Source organism: Geomonas anaerohicana (assembly GCF_016458305.1).
GTDB lineage: Bacteria > Desulfobacterota > Desulfuromonadia > Geobacterales > Geobacteraceae > Geomonas > Geomonas anaerohicana.
This window is the reverse complement of sequence record NZ_JAEMHL010000002.1, coordinates 94,931-118,009: the sequence shown is the minus strand read 5'-3', so window position 1 is coordinate 118,009 and position 23,079 is coordinate 94,931. Positions and strand designations below refer to the sequence as shown.

Sequence of the window (23,079 nt, the reverse complement as noted above, 5' to 3'; positions counted from 1 at the left end):
GAACCCGCACCTCACATGAGATTCACAGCCGATCTGCACATCCACTCCCGCTTCTCCAGGGCGACCAGCCGCGACCTGGACCTCACACAACTGTGGCGCTGGGCCCAGTTGAAGGGGATCCGGGTAGTCGGCACCGGCGACTGCACCCATCCCGGCTGGCTGGCAGAACTGGAGCGGGAACTGGACCCCGCCGAAGGGGGGCTGTTGCGCCTGCGCCGGGAGCCTCTCCCCGACCAGGTGCCGCAAAGCTGCCGCGCCCCGGTCTCCTTTCTCATCAGCGGCGAAATCAGTTGCATCTACCGCAAGGGGGGACGCACCAGGAAGGTGCACTGCCTGGTGCTGCTTCCCGACTTCGCCGCCGCACGCCGTCTGAACCTGGCGCTCTCCCGCATCGGCACCCTCGCCTCCGACGGCAGACCGATCCTCAAGCTGGACGCCAAGGACCTCCTGGCCATGGTGCTCACGGCATCCCCGCGCGCGCTGCTCATCCCCGCCCACGCCTGGACCCCCCACTTCTCCATTTTCGGGGCCTGTTCCGGATTCGAGTCCCTGGAAGAATGCTTCGACGAGCTTGCCCCCGAGGTACACGCCATCGAGACCGGCCTCTCTTCGGACCCCGCCATGAACTGGCGCCTCTCGGTCCTGGACGGCATCACACTCATCTCCAACTCGGACGCGCACTCCGCCGCCAAACTGGGGCGGGAAGCCACCATCTTCGATACCGAGCTAAGCTACGACGGGATCTTTAAGGCCATAGCCACAGGCAAGGGGGTGGCGGGGACCATCGAGTTCTTCCCCGAACAGGGAAAATACCACGCCGACGGCCACCGCTGCTGCGGCGTCAGCTTCTCTCCCGAAGAGACCATCGCCCACGACTATCGCTGCCCCGCCTGCGGCGGCAAACTGACGGTAGGTGTGCTGCACCGGGTGGAACTCCTGGCGGACCGGGCGGCGGGGGCTAAGCCGGCGCAGGCGCCACCGTTTTTCTCCGTGATACCGCTCATCGATCTGATCGGGGGGGCGCTGCGGGTGGGGTGCTCCAGCAAGAAGGCGGAGACGCTCTACTTCCAGCTTTTGAGCGGGCTGGGCAACGAGTTCCACATCCTGCTCGAGGCACCCCTGAACGAAATCGCCGCCAGGTCGACGGCGACTCTGGCGGCGGGTATCGGCAGGATGCGTGCGGGTGAGGTGGAGATCGAGGCGGGCTACGACGGCAGGTTCGGCACCGTCTCGGTCTCAGCACCTGAAGAGGATGCTACTTGAGCAGTTCGTCCAGGCGGGCCAGGTCGGCGCCCACCACCATCTGCCCGTTGATGAAGAAGGTGGGGGTCCCGGTGACGCCCGCCTTCCGGGCCAGTTCCATATGCTCCTGGGCCAGCTTCTTGATCTCCGGGGAGGCGGGCTTCGCGCCGGCCGGAATATCCTGCCCGAGCATCATGGCGTCGTAGGCCTGGACCTTGTTGTCCGCCGAGAGGATGTACTCGATCTTGGTGATCGCCCCGGGGTGGGCCAGCGGTGCGAAGAAGATGTACTGGGTCACGTCGGTGCGCTTGGTGAAGTACTCGGCGCCCCTGCGGCAGAAGGGGCAGTCGGGATCGGTGAACTCGATGACCACCTTCTTGCCCTCACCGATCTTGAGCGCCTTGTCCAGCGGCAGGTCCTTGGCCACCTTGGCCATGATGGCGCCTTTGCGCTCGGCGGTGCGGCTCTTGAGGTCCTTGCCCACGATCTCGCCGGTCAGCACCAGCTCCTTGTCGGGGTAGTAATAGAAGATGCGCTGGCCGGAGATGACCTCGTACAGCCCGGGGATTTCGGTGGGGGTCATGCTGTCCACCGGAACCGTGGGGAAAGCGTTGTGGAAAGACTCCTCGGCCTTGACCGGGGTTGCGGCGAACGAGGTTGCCGCCAGGGTGAGCAGGACGCACGCGGTGAAAAGTGCTGTAAAAATGCTTCTAAACGACATGGGCGCCTCCAGATGGATCAGTATGAAGCCCCGCCCTGCGGGGCAGCGGTAACTATAGCATAGGTTGGCCGCAAACGGCGCTTGAATAATGAGAGTTTTTTTCTAAACGACGGTGCCGAAAGCGGCTACCGCCGCGCCCAGCACACCGGCATCGTCTCCCAGGGCCCCCTGCTCGACATGCACCCGGCCTCCCGACACGGGGAAGGTCCGGGAGACCAGTTCCCGGCGCAGTGTCGGCGCCAGCAGGTCGAAGCTCTGCGCCACCCCCCCGCACAGCAGCACCGCCTCCAGGTTGAGCAGGTTCACCACCCCCGCCGCAGCGATGCCGAGATAGCGCCCCGCCTCAGCAAAGACCGCAAGCGCCACGGCATCTCCCCGCCGCGCCCGCCGGGCGACCGCAGCGGCGTCATCCCCGTCGCGGGCAATAGCGCCGGCCGAGGCGTACTGCTCCAGGCAGCCCCGGCTGCCGCAGCCGCAGGGACGCCCCTCTGGCTCCACCGGGATGTGCCCGAACTCCCCCGCGGCGCCGTCGACGCCGGTCCAGAGCTTGCCGTCCAGGATCAGTCCCGAGCCGACGCCGGTCCCCAGGGTGAGGGCGATCAGGGAACGGTAGCCGCGCCCGGCGCCGTAGCGTTTTTCACCAAGCGCGCAGGCATTGGCGTCGTTCAGCGCCGCCACCGGCATCCCGGTGGCAACCGAGAGCTCCCGGGCCAGGGGCACCCCCTCGAGCACGGGGACGTTGACGCTGGCGCGCACCACGCCGTCACTGCAGACGAGCCCCGGCACCCCTACCGCGAGCGCCACGGTGCGGTAGCCCATGCCCGCGCCCTGCTGCCGCAGCCGCTCCACACCCGCCAGGAGCCGCGCGAGCAGGGATGCCAGCCCCGCAGCAGGGAGGGTCGGCTCCGTGCAGCGCGCCAGCACCCGCCCCTGCCGGTCCACCAGGGCAAACCTCAGATTGCTCCCCCCCAGGTCGATACCGATGCACAGCTCCCGCCTCACGCACCCTCCGCTTTGGGAAAGAAGGGGAGCAACCGGTCGTAGGTCGCCAGCAGGGCCTCGGGGAGCACCCGGAGGTCCGCCACCACCGACATGAAGTTGCTGTCACCGCTCCAGCGCGGCACCACGTGCAGGTGGAGGTGGTCCTCGACACCTGCTCCGGCCGCCTTGCCCAGGTTCATGCCGACATTGAACCCGTCGGGGCTGCTGGAGCGGACCAAGACGTCCTTGCACAGCGCGACCAGGCGGAAGAGTTCCTGCATCTCTGCGCCGGTGAGCTCGTCCAACTCGGCGGTGTGACGGTGCAGCGAAATCAGCAGGTGCCCGTTGCAGTACGGGTAGCGGTTCAGCATGACGCGGGCCAGCGGGGTACGGTGGATGATCAGCAGTTCCCGGTCGTCTCCCTCAGCGCAGAAGATGCAGCCCGGCGCCGGCGGCTGCGTCAGGTACTCAACCCTCCAGGGTGCCCAAAGCCTGTCCATGACGCCCTCCCCTTCTTTCCTGTTATAGCCGGGAAGATTATCAACCAGATTGTGTCAATTTACAACCACGACCTGACATCACAGATAAGGAACCGGGGGCCTGGGCTGTGAATGAGATTGATCCTGCAACCAGGCCGGAGATTGATACGGTCAGGTGACATGCTATACTTTCGCATCCCTTCCGACTTCCTTTTGCTGATAAACCACGATCTGGCAGTACAGTTTCCTTCTTTACCCGCAAAGACAGCTGCAGCCGTTTTTTCCAGTCCGCATGACTCGCCGTCACTACCTGTTTCGAGGAGGATGCCATGACGAAGAAGATAGACGCGCTCGAATACCACGCCGCCGGCCGCAAGGGAAAGATCGAAGTGATCTCCTCGAAGCCCTGCCTGACCTCCCTCGACCTCTCCCTCGCCTACACCCCCGGCGTCGCCGAACCCTGCCTGGCCATCGAGCAGAGCCCCTCCGACGCCTACCTCTACACCGCCAAGGGAAACCTGGTGGCGGTGGTCTCCAACGGCACCGCGGTACTCGGCCTGGGCAACATCGGTGCGCTCGCCGGCAAGCCGGTCATGGAGGGGAAAGGGGTCCTCTTCAAGCGCTTCGCCGACGTCGACGTCTTCGACCTGGAGGTCAAGTCGGAGAACCCGGACGACGTGATCAAGGTGGTGCAGCTTTTGGAGCCCACCTTCGGCGGCATCAACCTGGAGGACATCAAGGCGCCGGAGTGCTTCTACATCGAGGAAGAGCTCAAAAAGACCATGAACATCCCGGTCTTCCACGACGACCAGCACGGCACCGCCATCATCTGCTCGGCGGCTCTCATCAACGCGCTGCAGCTGGTGGGGAAGAAGATCGACAAGGTGCGCATCGTGGTGAACGGTGCCGGGGCGGCCGGCGTCGCCTGCGCCAACCTGGTCATCTCCCTGGGTGCCAGACCGGAGCACCTCTGCATGTGCGACACCAAGGGGGTGATCTACCACGGCAGGACCGAGGGGATGAACCCGTACAAGGAGCGGCTGGCGATCGACACCGAGTGGCGCACCCTGGAGGAGGCGATGCACGGCGCGGACGTCTTCATTGGCGTTTCGGCCAAGGGGGCGGTGACCCCGCAGATGGTGCGGGACATGGCCAAGGATCCCATCATCATGGCGATGGCCAACCCCGACCCGGAGATCACCCCGGAAGAGGCGCTCTCGGTCCGCTCCGACGTGATCATGGCCACCGGCAGGAGCGACTACCCGAACCAGGTCAACAACGTGCTCGGCTTCCCCTTCATCTTCAGGGGCGCCCTGGACGTGCGGGCCAGCACCATCAACGAGGAGATGAAGAAGGCGGCGGTGTTCGCCCTGGCGCAGCTGGCGCAGGAGGATTGCCCGGACTCGGTCTGCCGCGCCTACGGCAACCAGAGCTTCTCCTTCGGACGCAACTACATCATCCCGAAGCCCTTCGACCCGCGGGCGCTGTTGCGGGTGGCCCCGGCCGTGGCCAGGGCCGCCATGGACAGCGGCGTGGCGCGTGTCCCCATCGAGGACATGGACCGCTACGTCGAGTGGCTGGAAACGCTGCAGGGGCGCGCCAAGGAGACCATGCGCGCCATCATCAACAAGGCCAAGTGCGATCCCAAGAAGATCGTCTTCCCCGAGGGGGACAACGAGAAGATCCTCAAGGCCGCCTACCACCTGGTCGAGGAAGGGATCGCCAAGCCGATCCTGATCGGCAACCGCGCCAAGGTGCTGGAAAAGATGGCCGAACTGGGGATGGAGCTGCACCTTACCATCGTCGATCCGGAGGATTCCGAGCTCACCGAGCCCTACGCGCAGGAGTTGTACCGCATGAGGCAGCGCAAGGGGATCACGCTCACCGAGGCGCAGCGCATCGTGCGCCGCAAGTCGCGCAACCACTTCGGCGCCATGATGGTGCACATGGGGGACGCCGACGCCCTCCTGGGGGGGATCGACACCCACTACCCCGACACCATCCGCCCGGCGCTGGAGGTGATCGGCAGGCAGCCGCAACTGGCCGGCGTACACGGCATGTACATGATGGTCTTCAAGAAGGGGATCTATTTCATGGCCGACACCACGGTGGAGATCGAGCCCACCGCCGAGGAACTAGCGGAGACCGCGCTCCTGGCGGCGGAAAAGGTGCAGTTACTGGACATCGTGCCGCGCATCGCCATGCTCTCCTTCGCCAACTTCGGCTCGGTGAACCACGCCCTGACCCAGAAGGTGAAGCGCGCGGTGGAGATCGTGAAGGAACGGGCGCCGGAACTGGAAATCGACGGAGAGATGCAGGCGGACACGGCGGTGACGCCGGAGCTTCTGGCCAACTACACCTTCTCCACCCTGACCGGCCCCGCCAACATCCTCATCTTCCCGGACCTGAACTCGGGGAACATCTCTTACAAACTCCTGCACCGGCTCGGGGGCGCCGAGGCGATCGGCCCCTTGCTGATGGGGATGAAGAAACCGGTGCACGTGCTGCAAAGAGGAGACGACGTCGCCACCATCGTCAACATGGCGGCCATAGCCGTCGTGGACGCCCAGAGCATGCAGGAACAGTTCACGCTGAATCGTCAGCCGAGCCTCCCCTCCCTTGACGCCGCCGCCCCCGCCCCCTGACCCTCGCGCAGACATTTACTCCCCCCCTCCCGCAAGGGGAGGGGGGACCGAGGCCTTCCATCCCGGAGCAGCCGTTGGAACACAAAAGGGACCCCGCGGGTCCCTTTCCATTTTCGGTAAACGTCTTTCTTTGGTTGCCAGATCCGCCGCGAATTTGTTATACATGACGGACACTAACCACCTCCAAGCCCCGCTTTCCAGGCCGAAGAAGGACCCGACCAGCCATGCAAGACGCGCTAGACCCGCTCGATCCGCTCGAGGAAGAGCAATACCCGACCAGCCTGAACAAGCAGTTGCTCACCGGGCTCGCGGTCTCGCTGGTTTTGCACCTGGTCTGCGCGGTGGTCCTGCTCGGCATACCCGGTGGCGGCGAGCCCGCCCGTCCCGCAGTAACCTACGTCGATCTGAATACCATCCCCGCGCCGGTCCCGGCAGCCCCCGCGGTACAGCCGCAGCCGCAACCCGACCCCGAGCCGGAACTTCCCCAGGAAGAGGCCGAGCCGCTGCCGCCGACACCGGCGCCGCAGCCGGTACAGGCCGCACAGCCCGCGGCGCCCCCGCCGCAAGCAGCACAGCCCCAGACCGCAGTGGAGGAAAAATCGCACACGACCTTCGGGATGGGGCTCACCAAGGGGTACTTCAAGCCGCTCAGCGACGGCGAAACGCTGCGCCCTGAGATCAAGGAGTATTACATTCGGCTGCTGCAGGGGGTGAACGAGAAGTGGTGGCTGGAACAAAAGGATCAGAAGGTGGCGCCGATCGTGGTGAACATCACCATCACCCGTAGCGGCGAGATCATCGGCAGCACCATTTTGGAAAGTTCGGGCAACATCGTCTATGACCGGGCCGTGCAGAAGACACTGGAAAATTCCGGACCGCTGCCGCCGGTCCCCGCCAACTTCATCGGCGAGTTCTTCCAGGCGCCGGTGCGCCTGGTCCCGCCGCTCAACCTGCTCGCCTGGTAAGGGTCAGCTCCCCTCTTCCAACTCCAGGTCGATGATGTCGAGGCACTCCTCGCCCGAGAGGGCGGAAAGCCTGCTGGAAGCATCCTGGTAGGCGGGGTTGGCGCGCATCACCGCGCGGTACAGCTCGATCGCCTCTTCCACAGCCCCCTTTCCCTCCGCGAGAATGGCGAGCTCGTAGTTGAGACAAGCCCTCTCGTCGCTTGAGAGCACATCCAGTTCCAGGCCGCGCCGTAACAGCTCACCCGCCTTGTCCGGCTCGCCCTTGTCACGATAGCAGATGGCCTGCAGGGTCAGGCAGTCGAAGCGACGCTGCGGGTTCCCCGCGGCGATGTCGAATTCCTTGATGGCACCGGCATACATCCCCATTTCCTTGTAGCCGATCCCCAAATCGTAATGAGACTCGAGTTCCTCCAGGTCGAACTCCGTGCCACTTGCCGCCTCGGGGAAGATCTCCTCCCAGCCACGCTGCGGGACCGGCTCAGCGGCCGCCGGCGGCTCCGGCTCCGGGGACAGCTCCTCCACCGGCTCCAGCTCCAGCTCTTCCTCGAAACCGGCGAGCTCCGCCGCGGGCTCCACAGCTTCGGGCTCCTGCGCCAGTTCCGCCCCCTCTTCCCCCCAGGAGAATTCGCCGAACGGGGTTTCCTGTTGGGGCAGGGTCAACTCCAACTCCCCTTCCTGCTCCAGGTCGAGCTCCACCACCGGCGCAGCGGCCTCTTCCGGCTCGGCCTCCTCCAGCTCCTCCTCGACCTCCTCGAAATCCAGTTCCAACGAGAAATCGAGCGGCAGCTCCACCTCGGCCGCAGGCGGAGCCGCGGGCTCAGGGATACCCGTGGGCTCAGGGATACCCGTGGGCTCAGGGATAGCCGTGGGCTCAGGGATAGCGGCAGGCTCCTCGACAACGGCCGTCGCTGCGGGAACCGGCGCGGCGTCGAAGCCATCGTCATCCAGGTCGAGGTCGATCTCCTCTTCCCAGGCTATCGCCCCCTCGGCGGCGGTCTCTTCCTGCTCGGTGTCCCAGGGCGCAGGGGCCTCGTAGGACGCCTGGGGTGCCGCCGCGGACTGGGGCTGAGGCGTCGATGCCGGTGCTGCAAAGGGATCAGGGAGTTCAGCCGCGGGAGCGTCCCAATCCGGCAGGATCGGCTCATCGACCGGCTCCTCGACCGGTTCTTCCACCGGCTCTTCCACCGGGGCATCCCAAGGGGCCGCCGCCTGCACCCCGGGCACCTCCTCGCTGGCATCGAAGCCGGCCGTGGAGAGTCCCTCCTCGGCAAATGAAGGCGCCGTCGGGGCCGCGACCTGCTGCTCCTCCGGGAAAAGCTCTCCGGCGCGCGCAGCGACCGAGGCTGCCTCGCCCTGCAGACCGCGGCTGCGCAGGGCGATCACCAAGGCGTCGAAGGCCTGACGGGACTGCTCCAGTGCACCGGTGGCGTGCAAAAGTTCCGCGTGCTTCAGTTTGGTGGCAGCGTGCTCGGCATCGACGACGAGCATCTTTTCCACCACCTTGAGCGCCTCCCTCAGCGTCCCTTCCTTTTCGTACTGCGCCGCCACCTGCCCGTATTCGGCCATGGCGTTGCCGATCAGTCCCTGCTGGTGGTTCAGGTGGGCTATGGTGAGCGCGGTGGCAAGATTGCCGGGGCTGAGGCGCTGGATCTGCTTGTAGATGGCGATCGCCTTGAGGAAGTAGCCGTTGTCGGCGTAGTGCTTGCCGATGTCCTCGTACTGCTGGATCGCCTCGTCCTTACGGTTGTCGCGCACCAGGAGTTCGGCCAGGCGCTGGCGATAGCGGATGTCGTTGGGCTCCATGGCCACCACCTGCTGGTAGTCCTTGATCGCCTTGTCGATCTGCCCCTTCAGCACGAAGCGCTGGGCACTCTCCAGAATTTTGTCTTTTTTGGAAGCCAAATTGACGCCTCACAACCCCTTAAGATACGGAAAGCTAAAACTAAATGAAAGCAGGTCCCGTGTCAAGGACGATCCTGGGATGCCTCCCGGACGATATCCTCGAGTGCTGCTGCCTCGGCGCGGGTCAGGGGGCGGTCGCGGTAGACCGCGGAGCCGTACAGGGCGACGAACCGGGTAAGATGCCGGTCGTTGAGCCGCTCGGAGAGCTCGAAGATCCCTTCGTCCCCTTTGATCTCGCCGGGATAGCGTTTCGCCAGCAGGCGGAGCATGCGCCGCAACAGGCGCGCTTCCACGGTGGGTGGGCGCTGTTTGCGCCAGAAAAAAAGGGCGACCGTCCCTGCCAGCACCGGCAGCGCCAGGAGCATCGCCTTCCCGAACCAGGTCGGCAGCCGCAGATCACGGGCCTTGCTCCCGGCATTTCGCACCAAGGCCAGCTGTTTGTCAAGGTCATAGGTGACCACGGCCTTGTCCCAGTAGAAGCCGAGCGTGTCGGCGTACATGGCAAGGCCGCGTGCCTGCCTGCTGCGCACCCGCCCCAGCGCCCAGGCACTCGGGTCCACCGTGCGCCACCCCACCCCGTCCAGGTACGCCTCGACCCAGACGTGCGCCATGTCCTCAGTGACCAGGTAGTACCCGCCGACGTCGTTGTAGGTCCCACCGCGGTACCCGCCGACCAGGCGCGACGGGACCCCGGCCAGGCGCAGCAGTATCGCGTAGCAGGAGGCGAAGTACTCGCAGTTGCCCCGCTTCTTGTCGAAAAGAAAGGAGTCCAAAGGATCCCCCCCTACCGGGAGGCCGGTGTTGGCGTAGGTGAGGCGCTGGCCGCGGAAGAAGCCTTCCAGCGCCGCCATCTTCTCGACGCTGTTGCGGCCCGAACGCGCCAGCGCCACCCCTTCGGCCCGCATCCGTTCCGAGACCCGCTCCGGCAGCCGCAGGTAGAAGCCCCGGTCGATGCGCCGCACCTGCAGCGTGTCGGCGAGGACCGACTCGGCCAGGTAGCGCACCTTCTTGTCCAGGGGGCGCCGCGACACGAAGACGCCGTCGATGCTGCCATCGTTGCGCAGGTCGGTGATGGCGCGGGGGACGTTGAGCGCGGGGAGATACTGGGTGGCGGTGCGTTCGGGATAAATCTCCTGGAGCACCGCGTCCCCCCTGATTACCGCCGGGGCATCATGGGGGGCCGGCTCCCGCACCCAGGCGTCGTTCTTGAACGCGTTCAGCACCACCGCGCGCCAGTACAGTTGCTGTTCCGGCACCTTGGGGCTGACGGCGCGCAGCACCGCTCCCCTCACTTCCGAGACGGCCTGGGCGGTCCCCGGCTGCACCGTATCCGAGAGCCCCGTCTTCTTCCCTGCCGGCGCGTTCATGAAGTTCCAGATCGGGTACTGCGTCCTGGGGAGGAAGAAGAACAGGAAGAGGAGCATGGGCAGCGAGGCGACCGGCATCAGCGCGGCCACGGTCAGTACCTTCTTCGCCTCCCTTGCCGGCAGCACGGCAGCGGCATCCTGGGCGTGGAAGGTCAAAAGCACCAGGGCCACGGCAACCATGAGCAGCAGGGAGAAGAGGTACACCAGGAAAACTGCGGAGATCTCGTAGAGCGAAGAGGCGGCCAGGCAGAACAGGGACAGGGCGAAAGCCTGCAGGTAGTTGCGGCCGATCCGCTCGCCCAGGAGCCTCACCCCGAGAAAGACCACCAACAGGTCCGAGGTCACCGGCACCAGCCGGCTCAGTGAGAACTGCGCGGCCAGGTAGAAAAAGAGCAGGATCGATGCCGGCGTCAGCACCCGGGGCGGCAGGGCCCGCCCCTTGACCTGCAGGCAGGCCGCCAGCAGGAGCGCCGCCGGGAAGAAGAAGCGCGCGAAGGGATCGAGGTAGGCCTGCAGGGGCAGGTAGCCGATCAGCGCGATGCAGGCGGTGAGCCCGCTCAACAGAAGGTCAACTCTTACCATAGTTAGCAAGTTCCGTAAGGAGCCTGAGCCGGTGGCTCCTGGTGCTGCCGGGGGTTATGACGCGCTCCCCGAGCTTCAGGCCGACCGGCCTTCCCCCCCTCACCAGGCGGTTCACCAGGAAGGTGCAAAAGGAGAGGCGCTGCTCCAGGTCGCGCCCCGGGATCTGGTCCAGGTCGAGCAGCAGCGGCTCCGCGGCGGCCGCGGTCAACTCCTTCACCTTAAACACCTCGTGCTTGGCGGAGAGGCGCCAGTGGATCAACTTGAGCGGTTCCCCGCCACGGTAATCCGAGATCTTGGCCAGCTCGCCGTCGTAGCCGGCGGCGGCAACGGCGGCCGCCTCCCCGGCATCGGGCTTCCCACCCGGCGCCGGGACCGGCAGCGGGCGCGGCGCCGGGAACACGGTGCACTCCTGGTGCACCGGCAGCGACGTGGCACGGATGAAGAAGTTGACGGGGAAGGGAGAACTGGCCGAGGCATCGGGGAGCTGCAGGGGGCCGCGCACCGGAAAGGAAAGCAGGAGCGAGCCCGACTGCGGCCGTTTCCGGTCCACCATCAGAAAGGAGGTGGAGCCCCCCGCGACGGCAACCCGGACCAGGAACGAGGGGAGATACCTTTTGCTGTTGTGCAGGGTCACGGAGAGGAAGGTATCCGTGCCGGCATAGACCTCGTCGGGGAGATGCACGCTGAGGGCGAGCCCGCGGATGTTCAGCCACCCCAGCACCCCGGTCGTCGCCATGAAAGCGAGCATGGCGGCGACGATGAGAAAGAGGAGGTTGTTGCCGGTGTTGACCGCGGAGACCCCCAGGAGCAGGGTCGAGGCGACGTACAACCCGCCCCCCTTGGTGAGCTTTATGTGAGAGGGAGAGGTATCTCCTTTAAGATCGCGTTTAATACGTGCTCCTTGTCCACCCCTTCGTGCTCCGGGCGGAAGATGAGTCGGTGCGGGCAGACGGCGTGGACCACGTCCCTGACGTCCTCGGGCGCCACAAAGTCGCGGCCGTGCAGGTAGGCCGCCGCCTTGGCGGCGTCGACCATGCCGATGCCGCCGCGGGTCGAGAGGCCGGCCTGGATCAACGGGTGGTTCCGGGTCGCCCTGATGATGGCGTAGACGTAGTCGGTCACCTTCTCGCCGACGTAGACCTCCTTGACGGCGGCGATGGCGCTGACCAGGTCGTCGGTGCGCACCAGGGCGGGAATGTGCATGATCTCGTCGCGGATGCTCCCCTGCCTCAGGATCCCCTTCTCGATCTCCTCGGGGGGATAACCGATGCCGGTGCGGATCAGGAAGCGGTCCATCTGCGACTCGGGCAGCGGGTAGGTCCCCACCTGCTCTACCGGGTTCTGGGTCGCCAGCACCAGGAACGGCTCAGGGAGCTGGTAGGTCACCCCCTCGACGGTGACCCGCCGCTCCTCCATCGCCTCCAGGAGCGCGCTCTGGGTCTTGGGCATGGCGCGGTTGATCTCGTCGATCAGGACGATGTTGTTGAAGATGGGGCCCCGGATGAAGTTGAAGCGCCCCTCGGTCCGGTCGAAGACGGAGAGGCCGGTGATGTCGGAGGGGAGCAGGTCGCTGGTGCACTGGACCCGTCCAAAAGAGAGACCGAGAGCACTGGCGAAGGCGAGCGCCATGGTAGTCTTCCCCAGTCCCGGGATGTCCTCCAGGAGGATGTGCCCGCCGGTCAGGAGGGCCATCAGGCTCAGGCGCAGGGCCCTCACCTTTCCCTTCAAGTGCCGGCTGGAGAGTTCCTCCAGTACCGCGTTCATCTCGTCTACCTTGGCTAGTTTCTGCACGTGGAAAACCTCCCTGGGCGATGCCGCAGCCACTCATTATAACGGCCGCCCCGGAAAAAGGAAAGGGCGCCCCCGAAAAGGCGCCCTGCACTAGGTTAGTTGTTCCCGAGCAGAACTATAGCTGCCCCATGAACTTGTGGGTCTGCGGGATGACCCGCACCTCCCGGAGCGACGAGCACAGTTCCTGTAGTTCCAGGCTCCTCAGCGAATCGATGCCGATGCTGCCGTCAGGGCGGGTCACCGGCTGCAGTATGAGCGGGATGCCCGGGTCTACCGAGGCAATCATGGCGCAGGAACGCTGGATCTCCCAGTCCTCGGTCTCCTGGCCCACCACGATCTTCACGAAGACATCCTTCATGGCCGCCAGCTCCAGGAAGGCGTGGTGCTGGTCCCACAGCTCAGGGCAACCGGTCGAGGACGGAAGCTTGATGTCCATGCCGATCGAGTCCAGGTGCGGGATGAGCGGCGCCAGCGCCTCGGGGAGCGTGCCGTTGGTCTCCAGGTAGATGGGAAGGAGCTTCTTCAGCACCGGCAGCCACTCCTCGAGCAGCGTCCCGAAGAGGAGCGGTTCGCCACCGGTAACGCTGATGGAGTGGTGGATCCCCGGCCAGGCTGCGGTCCAGCTTTCGATCAGCGTCGCTACGCGCTCAAGGGGGACCGGGTTGGGCACCTTGAAGAAGTCGCGCCGCCCCGGGGTCAGCTCCAGCAGGCATTCCTCCGGAACCGCGCTCATGCCGGGGGTGTCGCAGAACTTGCAGTCCAGGTTGCAGCCGGAAAAGCGCAGGAACACCTGGCGCAGCCCGACCAGCACCCCCTCCCCCTGGATGGAGGAGAAACATTCGACCAGGGGCGCCTGCAGTTTACTCATAGTAGCTCGCCGCCGCGAAGTCCGATTCCCAGACCGTGACCATGTCCACCTTGACCTTGTCCGAGCCGAAGATCTTGGTCAGCTCCTGGTACAGGTAGCGGGCGATGTTCTCCGAGGACGGGGAAACGTCGGCGAAAGGAGCCAGTTCGTTGAGGTACTTGTGGTCCAGCGTCTTCAAAAGATCGTTGGTCTCCCGCTTGAGGATCTTGAAGTCGATGCCCAGGCCGGCCTTGTCCAGCTCGTTGGTGGTGATGGAAACTTCCACCTTCCAGTTGTGGCCGTGCAGGTTTTCGCAGTCGCCCTGGTAGTTGATCAGATTGTGGGCCGCGGCAAACGCAGTGTGAATGGTGAGACGAAACATGCCACCCTCCCTTTTCATTATTTTGAGTCCGGTCAATATATCATGAAAAGGAGGCCGAGGTTAAGGGCAAAAGCCGGATTCAGATTCAGATTAAGATTTAGATAAAGATTGAGGAGAAACAAAGAAGATGGGCGAGGTCGAGATTGTGGCAAGGATAGTCACCGGCCTTTTCTCAATCTTAATCTTTATCTCAGCCTGCTTTTAGATATTGATGCTTTCTCCCGGTGCGAGCACCGGCACGGAGGGGGAGGTGATCCAGGTGTAGGTGAGGACGAAGAAGAGGACGACCAGCGAGAACAGTACCACGAAGCTCGGGAAGAGGCGCACCCGCGGCTCCCCCTGCCCGTTCTGCAACAGTCCCAGGGCGGCTAACAGCACGCCGAAGCCCCCCAGCATGCCGGCCAGGAAGAAGCCCAGGAAGGTAATGCGTGCGTCGCCCGCCATGCCTAGCCTGAGCAGCGCCGAGATGTCGCCATGGAAGAACGTGGCGACGATCAGGGCGATGATGCCGGCGCAGATGGATCTGATGCCGCGACGCACGGTGGTTTTACGCATGGTTGATAACCTCGGGCGGGGATGGCCCTTATTCGCACCAGCTCACGTCCCCGACGCCCTTTCTGAGCACCTCGGGACGGTCGCCGATCAGGCTGATGACCGAACTGACATCGGCGGAGAGATCGCCGCCGTCGACGACCAGGTCCAGCTGTTTGCCCAGTTCATGTTCGACCGCCCAAGGGTTGCCGATCGGGTCCTCACCGGAGAGGTTGGCGCTGGTGGTGACGATGGGCGCCCCCAGTTCCTTGACGATGGCGAGGCAGATCCTGTTGTCGGGGATACGGATACCGACGGTCTTCTGCTTGGTCTGCAACAGGTCCGGTACCACGGTGGCCGCCTCCAGGACGAAGGTGTACGGCCCGGGGAGCAGGCGGCGCAGCTGTTTGAAGGCGTAGTTCGAGACCCGCGCGTAGCGGGCGATCTCGGACATGTCGGTGCAGATGAAGGAGAACGGCTTCTTGCGGTCGCGCTGCTTGATCTGATAGATCCGCTCGATCCCCTTCTTGCTGAAGATGGAGCAGCCGATGCCATAGGTGGTATCGGTGGGATAGGCCACCACGCCGCCGTTTTTCAGGATGTCGACCACCTTGGCGATCAGGCGCGGTTGCGGATTGTCGGGATTGATCTCAAGCAGCATGGCTAGTCACCGGGGTTGAGCCCCAGAAGCGGCCCGTGCACGAAGCGGCCGTCCTTCTGGATCAGGATGTCGTCGAACCACAACTCGCCGTCGCCGGCCAGGATCTTGACCATGTCCCAGTGCACCGCGGAGCGGTTGCCGTTGTCGCACTCGTCGTAGGCCTGGCCGGGGGTGAAGTGGATGGAGCCGAAGATCTTCTCGTCGAAGAGGATGTTGCGCATGGGCACCCGAATCTTCGGGTTCACGCCGATGGCGAACTCACCCACGTAGCGTGCCCCCTCGTCGGTGTCGAGGATGCGGTTCAGGTCGGCATCCATACCGGGCGAGGTCGCCTTGACGATGCGCCCCTTCTCGAACTCGAGGCGGATGTTGTTGAATTCCTTCCCCTGGTACACGGTCGGGCAGTTGTAGGTGATGTACCCCTCCACCGAGTCGCGCACCGGCGCAGTGAAGACCTCGCCGTCCGGGATGTTCAGACGCCCGTCGCACTTGATGCCGGGGAGCCCCTTGATGCTGAAGGAGAGGTCCGTGTCCGAGGCCTTGATGCGCACACGGTCGGCGGCGTCGACGCATGCTTTCAGCGCGTCCTGCTTCTTCGACTCCTCCTCCCAGTCCATGCAGCAGGCGGCGAAGAGGTAATCCTCGTACTCGTCCAGGCTCATGCGCGCTTCCTGCGCGGCCCCGTGGGTCGGGTAACGGGTCACCACCCAGCGGGTCCCCTTGACGCGCTGGTCGATGATGGGGCGCACCACCTTGGACCAGGCAATCATGCTCTTCTGGTTGGCCTGGGCCATCACCATGGAGTTGTCCGCGGCGGAGAGGCCGAAGTAGACGTCGACCTGTTTCATGAAGTCAAGCTTGTGCTGCGGGAAGAAAGAAAGCTGATCGGGATTGGCGAGATTGTAGAAGTAGCGGCCGATGTCCGGGATGCTGAACTCGTACTCGACGTACTTGGCGCCCTTTTCCAGGCAGAGGGCGTAGAGTTCCTTCACCAGCGGCGCCCCTTCCAGGCCGGCGCAGGAGATGAGCACCACGTCGCCCGGCTGCACGCGGGCCGAGTAGTTGACCAGGACTTCGGCGAATTGTCTGACGCGAGGATCTTTCATATGCGTGCCCCCTTCTGGAAATTTCGGTGTGGGTACCGCCGCTTCAGTTGCCATGACGTCCCCGCCCCCGGAGGGGGAGGGACAGGGAGGGGGCTTCTGATCTTGGGGTTTAGGAGCATCCCCCCTCCCGACCTCCCCCCTCCGGGGGGAGGAGCGTGGACCGGGTGTCATTCTTAATCTCAATCTTTGTCTTAATCTCGCCTTTACCTGCCGGTGTGCCCGAACCCGCCGGCGCCGCGCTCGGTCTCGCCCAACTCGTCCACCTCGATGAACTCAGCGCGCTCGCAGCGGGCGAAGACCATCTGGGCGATGCGCTCGCCGTTCTTGATGGCGAAAGGCTCGTTGCCGTGGTTGATCACGATGACGCCGATCTCGCCGCGGTAGTCGGCGTCGATGGTGCCGGGGGAGTTGACCAGCGCGATGCCGTGCCTGAGCGCCAGCCCGCTCCTGGGGCGCACCTGCGCCTCGAAGCCGGTAGGGATCTCCACGGCAAGCCCGGTCGGGACCAGGGCCCGCTCGCCGGGATGAAGCACGAAATCTTCCTCGAGCGCGGCATGCAGGTCGACACCGGCCGCCTGCTCGGTCATGTAGCAGGGAAGAGGAGTTGACCGCAGGCGCTTTATCCGTATCGGGATCGTTTTCATCAGACGTTGATGTCGGAGTTCTTAAAGGCGGGCGTGCCGATCCGGCCCAGCATGACCAGGGTCAGCGCGTCGTTGTCCAGGATCTCGTTGGCGAGTTCAAGGATGCTGTCGGAGGTCACGTGGTCGAACCCTTCCATGATCTCGGAGAGCGGCAGCGGGGTGCCGAAGTAGATCTCGTTCTTGGCCAGGCGGGACATCCTGTTGTCGCTGGATTCGAGCGACAGGAGCAGGTTCCCCTTCAGTTGCTCACGGGCCGCCTCGAGCTGTTCGGCCGGGACGGGTTCCTTCTTGAAGCGCCCGATCTCGCGCAGCATGATCTCGAGGAGTTCCTTGGCGTTTTCCGGGCTGGCCCCGGCGTAGACGACCAGGGAACCGGCGTCGGCGTGGGAAGCGATGTAGGAGTAGACCGAGTAGGCCAGGCCGCTCTTCTCGCGCACCTCCTGGAACAGGCGCGAACTCATGGAGCCGCCCAGGATGGCGTTCATGATGAAGGCGTCGTAGCGCTGCGGGTGGCTCTGCTGCACCCCCTTGAGCCCCAGGCAGACATGGATCTGCTCCAGGTCCTTCTCGACCAGCTCGATGCGGCGCTCGTAGACCGGAGGAGCGGATTCGCTCCTGCCGTGCCCCGGTTCCACCCCCTGCAGGAACTCCTCCAGAAGGGCGGTGAGCTTTTCGTGGGTGACGTTGCCGGCGGCGGTGACGATGATGTCGTCGGCGCGGTACATCTGGTCCTTATAGGCGATGATCGCGTCGCGGGAGAGACCGGTGACGCTCTCGGCGTCGCCCAGGATCGACATCCCCAACGGGTGCCCCTTCCAGAAATGCTGGTGGAACAGGTCGTGGATCAGGTCGTCCGGGGTGTCCTCCATCATGTTGATCTCCTGGAGCACCACGCGGCGTTCCTTTTCGATCTCTTCGCTGTCGAAGGTGGAATGGAGGAAGATGTCGGTCAACAGGTCGACCGCACGGGGGAGGAACTTGTCCAGCACCTTGGCGTAGTAGCAGACGTACTCGCGGCTGGTGAAGGCGTTCAGGACGCCGCCCACGGAGTCGATTTCGCGGGCAATATCCAATGAAGAACGACGTGCGGTGCCTTTAAAGAGGAGGTGTTCGATGAAATGGGCGACGCCATTCGACTCCCGCCGTTCATGGCGGGAGCCGTTGGCGACCCAAATTCCGATGGAAACCGAGCTGGCATACGGAATCCGCTCGGTGATGACGCGGATTCCGTTATTTAGGGTGGTCTTTTTAATCATGGCTAGAACTATACCGGGAAACCCATGAATTGCCAGTTTTCACATGAGAGAAATTATTCGGTGAAGGTCTGGCCCAGGGCCTCTTTGCGGGACAGCTTGATCTTGCCCTGCTTGTCGATACCGATGCACTTCACCAGCACCTTGTCGCCTTCTTTCAGGATGTCGCTCACGTTCTTCACGCGCTCGGTGTCGAGCTCGGAAACGTGCACCAGGCCGTCGGTGCCCGGGAAGATCTCGACGAATGCGCCGAACTCCATGATCTTCTTGACGGTGCCCATGTAGAGCTTGCCTTCTTCGGCCTCTGCGGTGAGGTTGCGGATCATCTTGATGGCCAGATCGCAGGCTTCCTTGTTGTTGGAAGCGATGTTGATCTTGCCGGTATCCTCGATGTCGATGGCGACGCCGGTCGCCTCGGTGACGCTGCGGATGTTCTTGCCGCCGGAACCGATGACGTCGCGGATCTTGTCGACTTTGACCCAGATGGTGGTGATGCGCGGAGCGAAGGCGGAGAGGTCGCCGCGGGCGGTGGACAACGACTTGGCCATCTCGCCCAGGATGTGCACGCGGCCTGCTTTGGCCTGAGCCAGGGCGGCACCCATGATCTCGCGGGTCACGCCGCCGATCTTGATGTCCATCTGCAGCGCGGTGACGCCGTCGGCGGTACCGGCCACTTTGAAGTCCATGTCGCCCAGGTGGTCTTCGTCGCCCAGGATGTCGGAGAGGATGGCGTAATCGTCACCTTCCTTGATGAGGCCCATGGCGATGCCGGCAACCGGTGCCTTGATCGGGATACCGGCGTCCATCATGGACAGCGAGCCGCCGCAGACGGTCGCCATCGAGGAGGAGCCGTTGCTCTCGGTGATGTCGGAGACGATGCGGATGGTGTAGGGGAAGTCGTCGTGCTTCGGCAGCACCTGCTGCAGGGCGCGCTCGGCCAGCATGCCGTGGCCGATTTCGCGGCGGCCCGGAGCGAGGCGGAAGCTGGTCTCGCCGACGGAGTACGGCGGGAAGTTGTAGTGCAGCAGGAATTTCTTCCTGGAATCGCCGTAGAGCGAATCGATGCGCTGCTCGTCGACCGAGGTGCCCAGGGTGGCAGCCACGATGGACTGGGTCTCGCCGCGGGTGAACAGGGCAGAACCGTGCGCGCGCGGCAGGAAACCTACTTCGGTGCTGATGGTACGGATGGTCTTGGTGTCGCGGCCGTCGATCCTGGAGCCGTCCTTGATGATATGCTCGCGCACCAGGTCGTACTCGAGTTCCTCGATGAATGCCTTGACCTCTTTCTCGGAGCCTTCGAACTCACCTGCCAGAGCCGCCACGGTCTTCTCGGTGATGGCGTCGATGGCGTCGTGGCGCTCGCCCTTGGCCTTGATGCGTACCGCCGCTTTCATCTCTTCCTTGGCGAGAGCGTCAACCCGTGCCTTCAGCTCGGTGTTCACCACCGGGGCCGGGATGTCGCGCTTGACCGGCTGCACTTTGGCAACCAGCTCTTCCTGTGCGGCCAGGATGCCCTGGACGGCTTCCTTGCCGAAGAAGATCGCTTCGAGGAGGTCGTCCTCGGAGACTTCGGAGGCGCTCCCTTCTACCATCAGGATGGCATCCTTGGAAGCGGCGATCACGATCTCCATGTCGCTCTTCTCTTCCTGCTCGGCGGTCGGGTTGGCGATGAACTGGCCGTCCACGCGCGCCACTTTCACGCCTGCGATCGGGCCGGCGAAGGGCACGTCGGAGACCATGAGGGCCGCGGAAGCGCCGATCATGGCCAGGATGCCGGGATCGTGGTCCTTGTCAGCCGACATGACGGTAGCCATGACCTGGGTGTCGTTCAGGAACCCTTCCGGGAACAGCGGACGGATCGGGCGGTCGATGAGACGGGAGGTGAGGGTTTCGTTGTCGGAGGGACGGCCTTCGCGCTTGAAGAAGGAGCCGGGGATGCGGCCGCCTGCGTAGGCTTTCTCCTGGTAGTTGACGGTCAGCGGGAAGAAGCCCTGCCCTTCCTTGGCGGATTTCATGGCGACGGCGGTGACGAGCACCATGGTGTCGCCGCTTTTGATCATGACCGCGCCGCTTGCCTGCTTGGCGATCTTGCCTGTTTCGATAGTGATAGTTTTGCCACAGCACTCTGCTTGGACAGTGTGTACCATTGTTACGGCCTCCATTTAGGATGTGTTTCGGTTGGTGTTGGGGCCGCCGAGAAAAGCGCCATGCGGGCGTAACTGTGCGCCGCAGGGCAGTTTTATCCACGCCCCCAACAAGAAAAAGGGCACGAGGCCCTTACATGATGAAAAAGAGGAAAGGCAATATACCCGGGGAGGTATACTGCCTTTTCTTACCTTCTGATGCCGAGTTTAGCGATGATCGCTTTGTACCTTTCGACGTCTTTCTTCTTCAGGTAGTCAAGCAGACCCCTTCTCTGACCGACGATCTTCAGCAGACCGCGACGGCTGTGATGATCCTTCTTGTGAGTCTTGAAGTGCTCAGTCAGATAAGTGATACGCTCCGAAAGAATTGCAATCTGCACTTCCGGCGAACCCGTGTCGGAATCGTGCAGCTTATGAGCTGTGATGATTTCCTGCTTCTTTTCCGTTTGCAGCATGTGGTTACACCCCCTTCCGCTTCCTAGTTATTTTGCTTATTTATGCCTGCCCGCTGAGATTGCTCCCGCGGTTTAGATCAAGACCTTTAACTCTTATCACAAAAGCAAGTACGTGTAAAGAAGGAATACTAATTGAATACGCGTGCCAGCCGCAGTCCTTTGAGCTTGTCGTACTCCGCTACTGCCGCAAAGCGTTCCCCCAGATAGAGTCGCACCTGCTCCCCCTGTGAAAAAACGCCGGGAGGTTCAACGAAATCATGAGGCTTGGGCACCACGCCGTTCAAGACCTTCTTGCCACCCGCTTCGGTGAGCGCCAGCGCCTTCAGGTGGTCGAGCGCCCGGTCCAGCGGCATGAGCAGCGCCTCCTGGTCGGCGGCCTCGGCCAGCGCCTCTATGCTGATGGCGTCGGCCTCGCGGAAGAGCCCGCTCCTCGTGCGCCGCAACTCCAAGAGATGGGCGCCGCAGCCGAGCGCCTCGCCGATGTCGCAGGCGAGCGTCCTGACGTAGGTGCCGCGCGAGCAGCGCACGGTGAAGCAGGCTTCGGGAAGACGGATCCATTCGAAGGTGAGCGAGTGTATCTCCACCTCGCGCTCCTCGCGCTCCACCTCGATCCCTTTCCTGGCCAGCTTGTACAGCGGCACCCCGCCCTGCTTGATGGCGGAAAACATGGGAGGCAGCTGCTTCTGGAGCCCGAGAAACTGCGGCACCAGTCGTTCCAGGTCCTCGGCCGTCAGGTGCGACCACTCCCGCTCGGAGATTACCGCTCCGGTCAGGTCCTGGGTGTCGGTGGCGATGCCCAACCGCAGCACGGCCCGGTACTCCTTCTCCGACTCGTCCAGGAACTGGATCGCCTTGGTCCCCTCCCCCACCGCGACCGGCAACACGCCGGTGGCAAAGGGATCCAGGGTCCCGGTGTGCCCTACCTTCTTCTGATTGATGGCGCGACGAACCTTGGACACGATGTCATGCGAGGTGACACCGGCCGGTTTGTCGATCACGAAAAAGCCGTTCAGCATCAGCGCATCTGCTCCAGTCGGTCGAAGACCTGCGCCTTGACCTCGGCGAGCGTGCCGCGCACCATGCAGCCGGCGGCGTTGTGGTGCCCGCCGCCGCCGAAGGAGGCGGAGACGGCAGAGACGTCGACCTTCCCCTTGCTCCTGAAGCCGACCTTGAAGGTACCCTCATCGACCTGGCGGAAGAAGAGCGCCACCTGCACCCCCTTGATGGAGCGGGGGTAGTTGATGAAGCGGTCGGTATCCTGGGCGGTGGCGCCGGTCTTCTGGTACATGTCCAGGGTCACGGTGACCGAGGCGTACTCGCCGGACGGGGAGACGGTCAGGTCGGACAGCGCCAGCGCGAGGAGCGCGATCCTCTGCAGCGGCTCGCTCTCGTAGAGGTTCTCGTTGACGCTCCAGGCGTTCACCCCTTTGCCGATCATCTCGCCGGCGATGGCGAAGGACTCGGGGTCGGAGTTGGAGTAGTGGAAGCTGCCGGTGTCAGACAGGATGGCGGTGTAGATGCAGAGCGCAGTGGGATAATCCACCTCGTCACCGGCGGCCCGGATGACCCGGTAGATGAGGGCCGCGGTGGCGCTCGCCTTGGGATCGATCAGGTTGCAGACGCCGAAGTTCTCGCACCCCAGGTGATGGTCGATGTTGATGAAGCGGCCCACCCTCTTGTTCTCGGTGACCGCCTTGCCGGCGCGCCGGAACTCCCCCACGTCCAGCACGAAGCAGACGTCGAAGTCGCGGTCGGGCATCTCGCCGTAGACCTGCTCCGCCATGGGAAGGAAGGAGCAGTTGTCCGGAACCGGGTCGCTCAGGTAGACGGTGACGTCCTTGCCGCGCGCGGTGAGGTAATTGGCCAAAGCCAGGGAGGAGCCGACCGCATCGGGGTCGGGGCTCTCGTGGCTGGTGATAAGAAAGCTGTGTGCCTGCTCGATCTCCGCAACTATCCGCTTAATCTCAGCTGTCGTCGCCGTCATCCGTAGCCCCAATCTCCTTCAGAATCGATTCGATATGCTGGCCGTAATCTAACGAGGTGTCGTACTTGAACATCACCTCGGGGGTGAAACGCAACTTGAGGGCCTGGCCGATCTCTTTACGGATGTAGCCCTTGGCGGAGTTGAGACCCGCCTCGCTGTTCTTCTTGGCGGCGTCGTCGCCGTGCACCGTGAAGTAGACGGTGGCCTGTCTCAGATCGGGAGTGACCTTGACACCGGTGATGGTCAGGAAACCAATGCGGGGGTCCTTGAGACCCTTTATCAGGAGTTCCGAGATGATCTTGTGGATCTCTTCGGCAACCTTGTCGGAACGTTTAACCATGATCTTTCTCTCTTGTGTGTGTCCCGGCTCTTATTAAAAGCACGGGGTATGTTGCCA

General features: G+C 63.8%; 22 protein-coding genes. 3 read left to right on the top strand and 19 right to left on the bottom strand.

Annotated elements, in window-relative coordinates:
• Positions 1–15: 15 nt before the first annotated feature.
• Positions 16–1,263, top strand: coding sequence for an endonuclease Q family protein (locus tag JFN91_RS03905; protein WP_199387900.1), 1,248 nt, complete (start codon positions 16–18; stop codon positions 1,261–1,263).
• Here JFN91_RS03905 and JFN91_RS03900 read toward each other — a convergent pair.
• From JFN91_RS03900 to JFN91_RS03890, 3 genes are all read right to left on the bottom strand, one after another.
• Positions 1,256–1,963 carry a DsbC family protein gene (locus JFN91_RS03900; RefSeq protein WP_199387899.1) on the bottom strand — a complete coding sequence of 236 codons (708 nt, stop codon included), beginning with the start codon at positions 1,961–1,963 and terminating at the stop codon, positions 1,256–1,258. The two genes, JFN91_RS03905 and JFN91_RS03900, sit on opposite strands and share 8 nt — an antisense overlap.
• Positions 1,964–2,065: 102 nt before the next feature.
• On the bottom strand, positions 2,066–2,965 hold the full coding sequence (locus JFN91_RS03895; protein WP_199387898.1) for an ROK family protein: 900 nt from the start codon (positions 2,963–2,965) through the stop codon (positions 2,066–2,068).
• A complete protein-coding gene (locus JFN91_RS03890; RefSeq protein WP_199387897.1) occupies positions 2,962–3,444 on the bottom strand; it encodes an HIT family protein in 483 nt (160 codons plus the stop codon). The genes JFN91_RS03895 and JFN91_RS03890 overlap by 4 nt, the downstream gene beginning before the upstream one ends.
• Before the next feature lie 308 nt (positions 3,445–3,752).
• Between JFN91_RS03890 and JFN91_RS03885 the strand changes: the two genes are divergently transcribed.
• Together JFN91_RS03885 and JFN91_RS22240 are read left to right on the top strand one after the other, a co-directional pair.
• A complete protein-coding gene (locus JFN91_RS03885) occupies positions 3,753–6,068 on the top strand; it encodes an NADP-dependent malic enzyme (protein ID WP_236014943.1) in 2,316 nt (771 codons plus the stop codon).
• A 224-nt stretch (positions 6,069–6,292) separates the two neighbouring features.
• Positions 6,293–7,033 carry an energy transducer TonB gene (locus JFN91_RS22240; protein ID WP_199387896.1) on the top strand — a complete coding sequence of 247 codons (741 nt, stop codon included), beginning with the start codon at positions 6,293–6,295 and terminating at the stop codon, positions 7,031–7,033.
• A 3-nt stretch (positions 7,034–7,036) separates the two neighbouring features.
• Here JFN91_RS22240 and JFN91_RS03875 read toward each other — a convergent pair whose 3' ends face one another.
• The 16 genes from JFN91_RS03875 to JFN91_RS03800 all read right to left on the bottom strand — a co-directional run bounded on the left by JFN91_RS03875 (position 7,037) and on the right by JFN91_RS03800 (position 23,022).
• Positions 7,037–8,935, bottom strand: a complete 1,899-nt coding sequence (locus tag JFN91_RS03875) for a tetratricopeptide repeat protein (protein ID WP_199387895.1) — start codon at positions 8,933–8,935, stop codon at positions 7,037–7,039.
• Between the two features lie 62 nt (positions 8,936–8,997).
• Positions 8,998–10,884 carry a transglutaminase family protein gene (locus JFN91_RS03870; RefSeq protein WP_199387894.1) on the bottom strand — a complete coding sequence of 629 codons (1,887 nt, stop codon included), beginning with the start codon at positions 10,882–10,884 and terminating at the stop codon, positions 8,998–9,000.
• The gene (locus JFN91_RS03865) at positions 10,871–11,713 is read right to left on the bottom strand and encodes a DUF58 domain-containing protein (RefSeq protein ID WP_236014942.1); all 843 of its coding nucleotides are present in this window, start codon (positions 11,711–11,713) and stop codon (positions 10,871–10,873) included. Before JFN91_RS03865 ends, JFN91_RS03870 begins: the two co-directional genes overlap by 14 nt.
• A 20-nt stretch (positions 11,714–11,733) precedes the next feature.
• Positions 11,734–12,648 carry an AAA family ATPase gene (locus JFN91_RS03860; protein ID WP_199388356.1) on the bottom strand — a complete coding sequence of 305 codons (915 nt, stop codon included), beginning with the start codon at positions 12,646–12,648 and terminating at the stop codon, positions 11,734–11,736.
• Positions 12,649–12,790: 142 nt separating this feature from the next.
• Positions 12,791–13,543: a 7-carboxy-7-deazaguanine synthase QueE gene (locus tag JFN91_RS03855; RefSeq protein WP_199387893.1), complete on the bottom strand. Its 753-nt coding sequence runs from the start codon at positions 13,541–13,543 to the stop codon at positions 12,791–12,793.
• Positions 13,536–13,904 (bottom strand): 6-carboxytetrahydropterin synthase QueD, encoded by a 369-nt coding sequence (queD, locus tag JFN91_RS03850; protein WP_199387892.1) that lies wholly within the window; start codon positions 13,902–13,904, stop codon positions 13,536–13,538. Before queD ends, JFN91_RS03855 begins: the two co-directional genes overlap by 8 nt.
• Positions 13,905–14,105: 201 nt before the next feature.
• Positions 14,106–14,459: a hypothetical protein gene (locus tag JFN91_RS03845; protein ID WP_199387891.1), complete on the bottom strand. Its 354-nt coding sequence runs from the start codon at positions 14,457–14,459 to the stop codon at positions 14,106–14,108.
• Between the two features lie 28 nt (positions 14,460–14,487).
• Positions 14,488–15,096 carry an L-threonylcarbamoyladenylate synthase gene (locus JFN91_RS03840; RefSeq protein WP_199387890.1) on the bottom strand — a complete coding sequence of 203 codons (609 nt, stop codon included), beginning with the start codon at positions 15,094–15,096 and terminating at the stop codon, positions 14,488–14,490.
• A gap of 2 nt (positions 15,097–15,098) precedes the next feature.
• Complete coding sequence (locus JFN91_RS03835; protein ID WP_199387889.1) at positions 15,099–16,202, bottom strand: aminopeptidase; 1,104 nt, start codon at positions 16,200–16,202, stop codon at positions 15,099–15,101.
• A 203-nt stretch (positions 16,203–16,405) separates the two neighbouring features.
• Entirely contained in the window at positions 16,406–16,846 is a 441-nt protein-coding gene (gene dut / locus JFN91_RS03830; RefSeq protein ID WP_199387888.1) for a dUTP diphosphatase, read from the bottom strand.
• On the bottom strand, positions 16,846–18,102 hold the full coding sequence (locus JFN91_RS03825) for a M16 family metallopeptidase (RefSeq protein WP_199387887.1): 1,257 nt from the start codon (positions 18,100–18,102) through the stop codon (positions 16,846–16,848). The genes dut and JFN91_RS03825 overlap by 1 nt, the downstream gene beginning before the upstream one ends.
• Before the next feature lie 53 nt (positions 18,103–18,155).
• Entirely contained in the window at positions 18,156–20,246 is a 2,091-nt protein-coding gene (gene pnp, locus JFN91_RS03820) for a polyribonucleotide nucleotidyltransferase (RefSeq protein ID WP_199387886.1), read from the bottom strand.
• A 185-nt stretch (positions 20,247–20,431) separates the two neighbouring features.
• Positions 20,432–20,698, bottom strand: coding sequence for a 30S ribosomal protein S15 (gene rpsO, locus JFN91_RS03815; protein WP_129127510.1), 267 nt, complete (start codon positions 20,696–20,698; stop codon positions 20,432–20,434).
• A 128-nt stretch (positions 20,699–20,826) separates the two neighbouring features.
• Positions 20,827–21,711 carry a tRNA pseudouridine(55) synthase TruB gene (gene truB, locus JFN91_RS03810; protein WP_199388355.1) on the bottom strand — a complete coding sequence of 295 codons (885 nt, stop codon included), beginning with the start codon at positions 21,709–21,711 and terminating at the stop codon, positions 20,827–20,829.
• A gap of 2 nt (positions 21,712–21,713) precedes the next feature.
• Complete coding sequence (locus tag JFN91_RS03805) at positions 21,714–22,682, bottom strand: DHH family phosphoesterase (protein ID WP_199387885.1); 969 nt, start codon at positions 22,680–22,682, stop codon at positions 21,714–21,716.
• Entirely contained in the window at positions 22,663–23,022 is a 360-nt protein-coding gene (locus tag JFN91_RS03800; protein ID WP_199387884.1) for a ribosome-binding factor A, read from the bottom strand. Before JFN91_RS03800 ends, JFN91_RS03805 begins: the two co-directional genes overlap by 20 nt.
• Between the last annotated feature and the right edge of the window lie 57 nt (positions 23,023–23,079).